At 52.5% G+C, this 7137-nt stretch carries 6 protein-coding genes; 4 read left to right on the forward strand and 2 right to left on the reverse strand.

Annotation, left to right across the window (positions count from 1 at the left end; genetic code table 11):
• Positions 1–945 (reverse strand): TAXI family TRAP transporter solute-binding subunit (locus A918_RS0115860; protein WP_022712003.1); only part of this gene is annotated, 945 nt, incomplete at its 3' end.
• A 154-nt stretch (positions 946–1099) separates the two neighbouring features.
• The gene (locus A918_RS0115865) at positions 1100–2521 is read right to left on the reverse strand and encodes a short-chain fatty acyl-CoA regulator family protein (RefSeq protein WP_022712004.1); all 1422 of its coding nucleotides are present in this window, start codon (positions 2519–2521) and stop codon (positions 1100–1102) included.
• Between the two features lie 276 nt (positions 2522–2797).
• On the opposite strand from A918_RS0115865, the gene A918_RS0115870 reads away from it, so the two are divergent.
• From A918_RS0115870 to A918_RS0115885, 4 genes are all read left to right on the forward strand, one after another.
• Positions 2798–4312, forward strand: a complete 1515-nt coding sequence (locus tag A918_RS0115870) for an MmgE/PrpD family protein (RefSeq protein WP_022712005.1) — start codon at positions 2798–2800, stop codon at positions 4310–4312.
• A 129-nt stretch (positions 4313–4441) separates the two neighbouring features.
• Positions 4442–5632, forward strand: a complete 1191-nt coding sequence (gene prpC / locus A918_RS0115875; RefSeq protein ID WP_022712006.1) for a 2-methylcitrate synthase — start codon at positions 4442–4444, stop codon at positions 5630–5632.
• 23 nt (positions 5633–5655) lie between these two features.
• The gene (gene prpB / locus A918_RS0115880; protein ID WP_022712007.1) at positions 5656–6567 is read left to right on the forward strand and encodes a methylisocitrate lyase; all 912 of its coding nucleotides are present in this window, start codon (positions 5656–5658) and stop codon (positions 6565–6567) included.
• 120 nt (positions 6568–6687) lie between these two features.
• Positions 6688–6987, forward strand: coding sequence for a zf-TFIIB domain-containing protein (locus A918_RS0115885; protein WP_022712008.1), 300 nt, complete (start codon positions 6688–6690; stop codon positions 6985–6987).
• Positions 6988–7137 lie beyond the last annotated feature (150 nt).

Here is a 7137-nt window from a genome sequence, read left to right on the forward strand (position 1 = left end):
ATGCAGCGGAATACCAAGGCTGGTCACTGCATTCTGCAGGGTAATCATTTTACCCTTTGCATGGCCGGCGTCCAGCGCCTTGCGGGTTGCGTCATTCCACATGGTCTTGGTGATGTTATAGACCAGTTCATCGGACTGTTTCGCACTTGTCACCATCTGGGCGGCAACGGAAATTGTATCGGTTGCACCGACATCTTTATAAGTATCGGCCGGTACAGTATCCTTGGCGAAGAAGCTGTATTCTTTGAGGATTTTCTCCATTTCCGGTCCTTCAATCGGAACCAGAGAAATACCATTGGTGCTGGCGAGTTCGGAAATCGCACCGGTCGGGTAGCCGCCAACAAAGAAATAGGCATCCAGTGCGCCGTCTTTCAGGCGGTCACCGGCAGGACCCGGTTTCAGATATTCTGCCTTCACGTCTTTTTCTGTCATGCCATAGGCACCAAGTACAATACGGGCATCGACAATGGTACCGGAACCTGGCTCATCAAGTGAGACGCGTTTGCCTTTGAGATCAGCAACAGATTTGATGCCTGCATCTTTACGGGCAACCAGATGCACGGTTTCCGGATAGAGTGTTGCGATCAGACGCAGATTTTCTACCTTGCCTTTGCCTTCATAAAGGCCGGTGCCGGTATAGGCCCAATAGGCGACGTCAGACTGGGTAAAACCGGCTTCAAGACCACCGCTTTGTACTGCATTAATATTGGCGACAGAACCGTTGGAAGAGACTGCGGTTGCCACCAGACCCGGAACGCCCTGATCGCCATTGCCGGAGATCGCATTGGCGATCAATCCGCCGATCGGATAATAAGTGCCTGCGGTACCGCCGGTGCCGATACGGAAAAACGAAGGTGATTGTGCAGTTGCAATGGTTACGCCGAGTGCTGCCGTTCCCAAAACAGCTGCGGCCATAAAGCGGCGAAAATTTTTGCCAAATTTCATATTCTCTCTCCCTCTGGAATATCCTCTGCAGTGAACATGAAAAGACCGGCGCGACTTGTCAACCTTTCTGATATAGATAGAAACCACATTATACTTTAGTATAATAAGAAAAAACTCCTTTGAATTCAGTGCCCTGACGGGAGGCAATCACTTCTCAGGCGGTCATATAAGGAGCAAAATTCGTCTGCGCCTCATCAACCTGTATTGTGGAATAGAGCGGCGGGAAGGCACGTTGCGGGCATTTTTGCCGTTCGCAGATTTTACATCCTGCGCCGATCGGTGTACGTGCCGCCGGATCATCAAGGATCATACCTTTGGAATAGACCAGCCGGTCGGCATGATGCAGATCACAACCCAATGCGATGGCAAAGCTTTTTGACGGCGCTTTATAGCCGCCCTGCCGGTGACGGATCATTTTGGCAATCCAGAAATAAGTGCGGCCGTCCGGCATTTCCGCCTGCTGAGTCAGAATACGATCCGGTGAGGAAAAAGCCGCATAAATATTCCACAGCGGGCATGTGCCGCCAAAGCGTGAAAAGTGAAAATCGGTCGCTGACTGACGCTTGGAAATATTGCCCGCACGATCCACGCGGATGAAGAAAAACGGCACGCCGCGTGCCTCCGGCCGTTGCAAAGTGCTGAGCCGGTGGCAAATGGTTTCGAAACTCACGGCATATTTTTGCCCAAGTAATTCAATATCATAGCGTAATTGTTCTGCACTTTGCAGAAAATGCATATAGGGCATCAGCACGGCACCGGCGAAATAATTGGCAAGTCCGATCCGCGCCAGTACCCGTGCTTCAGGGCTGGAGAATGCCGTCTTTTCCAATAACTGATCCAGCAGATGTTTCTGTTCCATAAAGGCGATTTGCGTTGCCAGCTGAAAGGCCTGCTGGCCTTCATCAAGACGCGGGGAGAGAGAGAGCAGGCGGGTGCTGCTGTCGTAATGACGAACCTTGTCTGAACTGTCGGGACCTGATTGCTCAACCAGCCGCACGCCGTGCATTTGCATCAGCCGCTCTGCCAGCGCATGTTTCATTTTGCCGACAGGAAGACCGAGTTTGTGGCTCAGCGCCTCACCTTCATGGTCGAGTTCCGGAATATAATTGCGGTGTGCATAGAAATATTCGCGCACTTCCTCATAGGGTGTGGAGAGCATCACCGGCAGATCGGCGGAGCGGTCATTGCCAAGCTGGTTTGCAAGATATGCAGATTGTTCCTGCGCTTCGCCAAGCTGTTTATGCATTTCCACAATCAGCCGTCCGACAGCGGGCATATTGGCGGCAAGTTCGCGGATTTCAGTTTTGCCGAGCTGCTCATTCAAACGCGGATCAGCAAAAACTTCGCGCAAATCACTGAACAGCCGCGCCTCATCGGCTTCAGAAAAAAGCTGAACATCAATGCCGAAAACCTCATTGAGCCGTAACAAAACCTGCACGGTCAGCGGGCGCTGATTATTCTCAATCTGGTTGAGATAACTCAAAGAAATCCCTAGGCTTTTTGCCAGAGACATCTGGGTGAGCTGACGCTCTTCCCGTAGTTTTCTCAATTTTATGCCAACAAAAGTCTTACGCATTCTTCGGGCCCTCCCGACCTTTCAGATCAACGCTGTTCTCGTCATTCCTTTTATTTGCATGCGGTTTGCGAAACTGTGACGACTTCGCAAGTTTCACAATTTCACAAAAAATCACCGCCGTCACTTCGCTTTTTCAGCCATAGGCGCAAAGATTTGCCGCTGTATAGTTGGTTTACAGAGTGCATTCGGCTTCGCAAGTTACACAATTGACTGCTGTCGGAGGACGGCAGAAACGGGTTGTCATAGTCTTTGGCTAAGACAGAGAGGGATTTTTCTGTGAAACTCCATAAAGTGCGTACCTATAAATCTGCAGAACATCTGGCGCGTGAGGATCAGCTGGCATGGAAATTTGCCGCTATGGCTGCCGATGATGTGCCGCTGGACGATGATGTGGTTGAGATGATCGGCAACCGTATCATCGACAATGCGTCTGTGGCGGCGGCATCATTGATGCGCCGTCCGGTTGTCAGTGCAAGAATGCAGGCACTTGCCCATCCTTATAAGCGCGGTGCCACAGTGTTCGGCCTGCCTGCGGATCAGCGCGTGTCACCGGAATGGGCAGCATGGGCGAATGGTGTTGCGGTACGCGAACTGGATTTCCACGATACATTCCTCGCAGCCGATTATTCCCATCCGGCGGATAATATTCCGTCGATGCTGGCGGTTGCGCAGCATTGTGGCCTCAACGGTTCTGCGCTGGCGCGCGGTATTGCTACCGGTTATGAAATTCAGGTCAATCTCGTGAAGGGCATCTGTCTGCACGAGTATAAAATCGACCATATTGCCCATCTCGGGCCATCGGCAGCGGCCGGTATCGGCACCATGTTGGGCTTAAGCACCGAGCAGATTTATCAGGCTATTCAGCAGGGTCTGCACACCACAACCACCACGCGTCAGTCGCGTAAGGGCGAAATTTCCAGCTGGAAAGCCTATGCGCCTGCCTTTGCCGGTAAAATGGCAGTGGAAGCCGTTGACCGTATCATGCGCGGTGAGGGTGCGCCGTCTCCTGCATGGGAAGGTGAAGACGGTTTCATCGCATGGCTGCTTGGTGGCCCGAAGGCTGAATATTTTGTGCCGGTGCCGGAAATCGGAGAGCGCAAACGTGCGATCATGGACACTTATACGAAGGAACATTCGGCTGAGTATCAGAGTCAGGCGCTGATCGATTTGGCACGGCGTATGCGTTCAAGTGTCAAGGATTTCTCCAAGATTGCCAGCATTGTGCTGCATACCAGCCATCATACGCATTATGTGATTGGTACCGGTGCCAATGATCCGCAGAAAATGGATCCGAATGCCAGCCGTGAAACGCTTGACCATTCGATCATGTATATTTTTGCAGTCGCACTGGAAGACGGCACATGGCACCATGAGCATTCCTATGCACCGGAGCGTGCCAAACGTCCGGAGACAGTTGCGCTCTGGCACAAGGTCAGCACGGTGGAAGATCCGGCATGGACAAAGCGCTATCACAGCCATGATCCGAATGAAAAAGCCTTTGGTGCCCGCGTGGTGATTACCATGCAGGATGGTTCGGTGATTGAAGATGAGCTGGCGCTGGCCGATGCGCATCCGTTGGGCGCCCGTCCGTTTAAACGGCCGGATTATGTCCGTAAATTCCGCACACTGGCTGAGGGTATTATCAGCGAGCAAGAGCAGGATCGTTTCATCAAAACCGTTGAACGCCTGACCGAATTGTCAGCAGATGAACTGGCTGGGCTTAATATTACTGCGCTGCCGGGCAAATGCGAACCGGGCAAAGCGCATGGCATTTTTGACTGGCAGAGTTGAGTGGGTCTCTGCGGGTGCCGCATTTGATGGCACCCGTTATCCGCAACGCACAATCTGAGTTGCAGGCATAGTCTCCGCAATGATCCGGGAGGGATCGGAGATGGTGCTTTGCAGCCAAGGGAGAGAATGATGAGCATTGCAGAAAGTGAAACAAATGCACCGGTGACACCGCCAAAAAAGAAATCCGTGGCACTGTCCGGCGTGGTTGCCGGTAATACTGCCCTTTGTACCGTGGGGCGCAGCGGTAATGATCTGCATTATCGCGGCTTCGATATTCATGATCTTGCCTTGCAATGCGATTTTGAAGAAGTCGCGCATTTGCTGGTGCATGGCACGCTGCCGACCAAACGCGAATTGATTGCCTATCAGCAAAAGCTCAAAGCGATGCGTGGTCTGCCGACCAATGTGAAGGCGGCGCTCGAATTGCTGCCAGCCGCCAGCCATCCGATGGATGTGATGCGTACCGGCGTTTCCGTCCTCGGTTGCGTGCTTCCGGAAGTCAGCGGGCATCCTCAGGCTGGTGCCAAAGATATCGCCGACCGGCTGATGGCTTCTCTCGGTTCTATGTTGCTCTATTGGTATCACTTTGCCCATCATGGCCGCAGGGTTGAGCTGGAAACCGATGATGACACAATCGGCGGGCATTTCCTGCGTGTTCTCCACGGCAAAGAACCGACACCGGCAGCCGTGCGGGCGATGAATATCTCGTTGATCCTTTATGCAGAGCATGAGTTTAACGCGTCTACTTTCACAGCGCGTACCATCGCGGGCACGGGTTCGGATGTTTATTCCTGCATTGCCGGTGCTATCGGTGCGCTGCGCGGCCCGAAACATGGTGGCGCCAATGAAGTGGCGCTGGAAATTCAGCAGCGTTATGCCGATCCTGATGAAGCGGAGGCCGATATTCTGCGCCAGCTTGAACAGAAACAGGTAGTGATCGGTTTCGGCCATCCGGTCTATACGATTGCCGATCCGCGTAATGAGATTATCAAGAAAGTCGCGCTGGAACTGTCGGAAGAGGCGGGTATCACGAAAATGTTCGACATTGCCGAGCGTATTGAAACGGTGATGATGGACAACAAGAAAATGTTCCCGAACCTCGATTGGTTCAGTGCTGTTTCCTACCACATTCTCGGTGTGCCGACCGCAATGTTTACGCCGCTTTTTGTGATTGCCCGCACCTCCGGCTGGGCAGCGCATATTATCGAACAGCGCATTGATAACAAGATTATCCGTCCGTCCGCGAATTATATCGGCCCTGACAATCTGACTTTTGTGCCGATTGATGAACGATCCGCAGCAACTCCCAAGACTATTTAACTGAGACAGCCTGAGTGAGTATCATGCCTTATTTATCTGCTTCCGATCTGCCAACCAAACCCGCCGGTGAGCGGTTCCGTGAATTGATGAACAGACCCGGCATTGTGCAATTGCCGGGTGCGCATAATGGTATGGCCGCCATTCAGGCACGAAATGCCGGTTTCGAAGGGCTTTACCTCTCCGGCGCGGCTATGACTGCTTCAATGGGCTTGCCGGATCTCGGTATTATCACCGTGGACGAGGTTGCGTTTTTCATTCGTCAGATTGCCCGCTCCAGTGGTCTGCCGCTCGTGGTCGATGGCGACACCGGTTATGGCGAGGCGCTCAATGTGATGCATATGGTGCGCACATTTGAAGATGCAGGCGCTGCTGCTGTACATATTGAAGATCAGCTTTTGCCGAAGAAATGCGGCCATCTGAATGACAAGAAACTGGCCGGTGCCGAGGACATGGCCGCGAAAGTTGCTGCTGCTGCCAAGGCACGCCGTCATTTATATCTGATTGCCCGTACCGATGCGGCAGCCAGTGAAGGCATGGACGGGGCTGTGGCACGCGCCAAGATGTATATGGAAGCTGGTGCCGATGCGATTTTCCCAGAGGCACTGAACACGGCCGAAATGTTCCGTGAATTTGCCAGACGCATGCCCGGCGTACCGTTGCTGGCCAATATGACTGAGTTTGGCCGCACCCCTTTCTTCACCGCGCAGGAATTTGAGGAAATGGGTTATAAAATGGTGATCTGGCCGGTGTCCTCTCTGCGTGTCGCCAATAAAGCGCAGGAAAAACTCTATGCCACGATCAAGCGGGATGGTGCCACCAAAGCCATGATTGATGAAATGCAGACCCGTGCCGAACTTTATGATGCAATCGGGCTGAACCAGTATGAAGAACTTGACCGCACGATCATCAAAAGTATTGTTCCGTCAATGGATTAAGCGGAATTTGTCTGATGAGATGAAATATGGGCGGGCAGAGATAAAACTGTGGTCTCGCACTTGAAAAACCACAATTCGCAACCCAAGTGCAAATCCTGACCAATCAGGAGGCCCTTAATAATGCTTTGCCCTATCGATAATACCGAGCTTGTCATGTCTGACCGGCAGGGAATTGAAATCGACTATTGCCCGAAATGCCGTGGTGTATGGCTGGATCGTGGTGAGCTGGACAAGATTATTGAGCGCTCAGTTCCTGCAGAACCTGTGCGCACAGCGAGCAAGGATGATCACCGCTCCGACAGCCGCGGTCATGACCGTGATCGCGATTATGACTGTGACCGCCGTGATCATGATGATTACAGCCATGGCAAGCCATATCGTAAAAAGAAATCGCTGCTGGGCGAGTTGTTCGACTTCTGATCTGGCAAGCTAAAGCATGTCGCGGAAAAGTGGATACCGGTTTTCCGAAAACGACATGTGGAAAGACAAGGAGACAGAGCGAGCGCAGTGGATAGAACTAAACGCGACACGCTCTGTGACAACCAGAAGCCTGCACCGGAATCACCGGTG

The organism is Pseudochrobactrum sp. AO18b, from assembly GCF_000409565.1.
In the GTDB taxonomy this organism is placed as follows: Bacteria; Pseudomonadota; Alphaproteobacteria; order Rhizobiales; family Rhizobiaceae; genus Pseudochrobactrum; species Pseudochrobactrum saccharolyticum.

Excerpts from the sequence above, each read along its gene's own strand:
- A918_RS0115865 (WP_022712004.1), bottom strand. The coding sequence starts at position 2,521 with ATGCGTAAGACTTTTGTTGGCATAAAATTGAGAAAACTACGGGAAGAG.
- prpC (WP_022712006.1), top strand. The coding sequence starts at position 4,442 with ATGAGCATTGCAGAAAGTGAAACAAATGCACCGGTGACACCGCCAAAA.
- prpB (WP_022712007.1), top strand. The coding sequence starts at position 5,656 with ATGCCTTATTTATCTGCTTCCGATCTGCCAACCAAACCCGCCGGTGAG.
- A918_RS0115885 (WP_022712008.1), top strand. The coding sequence starts at position 6,688 with ATGCTTTGCCCTATCGATAATACCGAGCTTGTCATGTCTGACCGGCAG.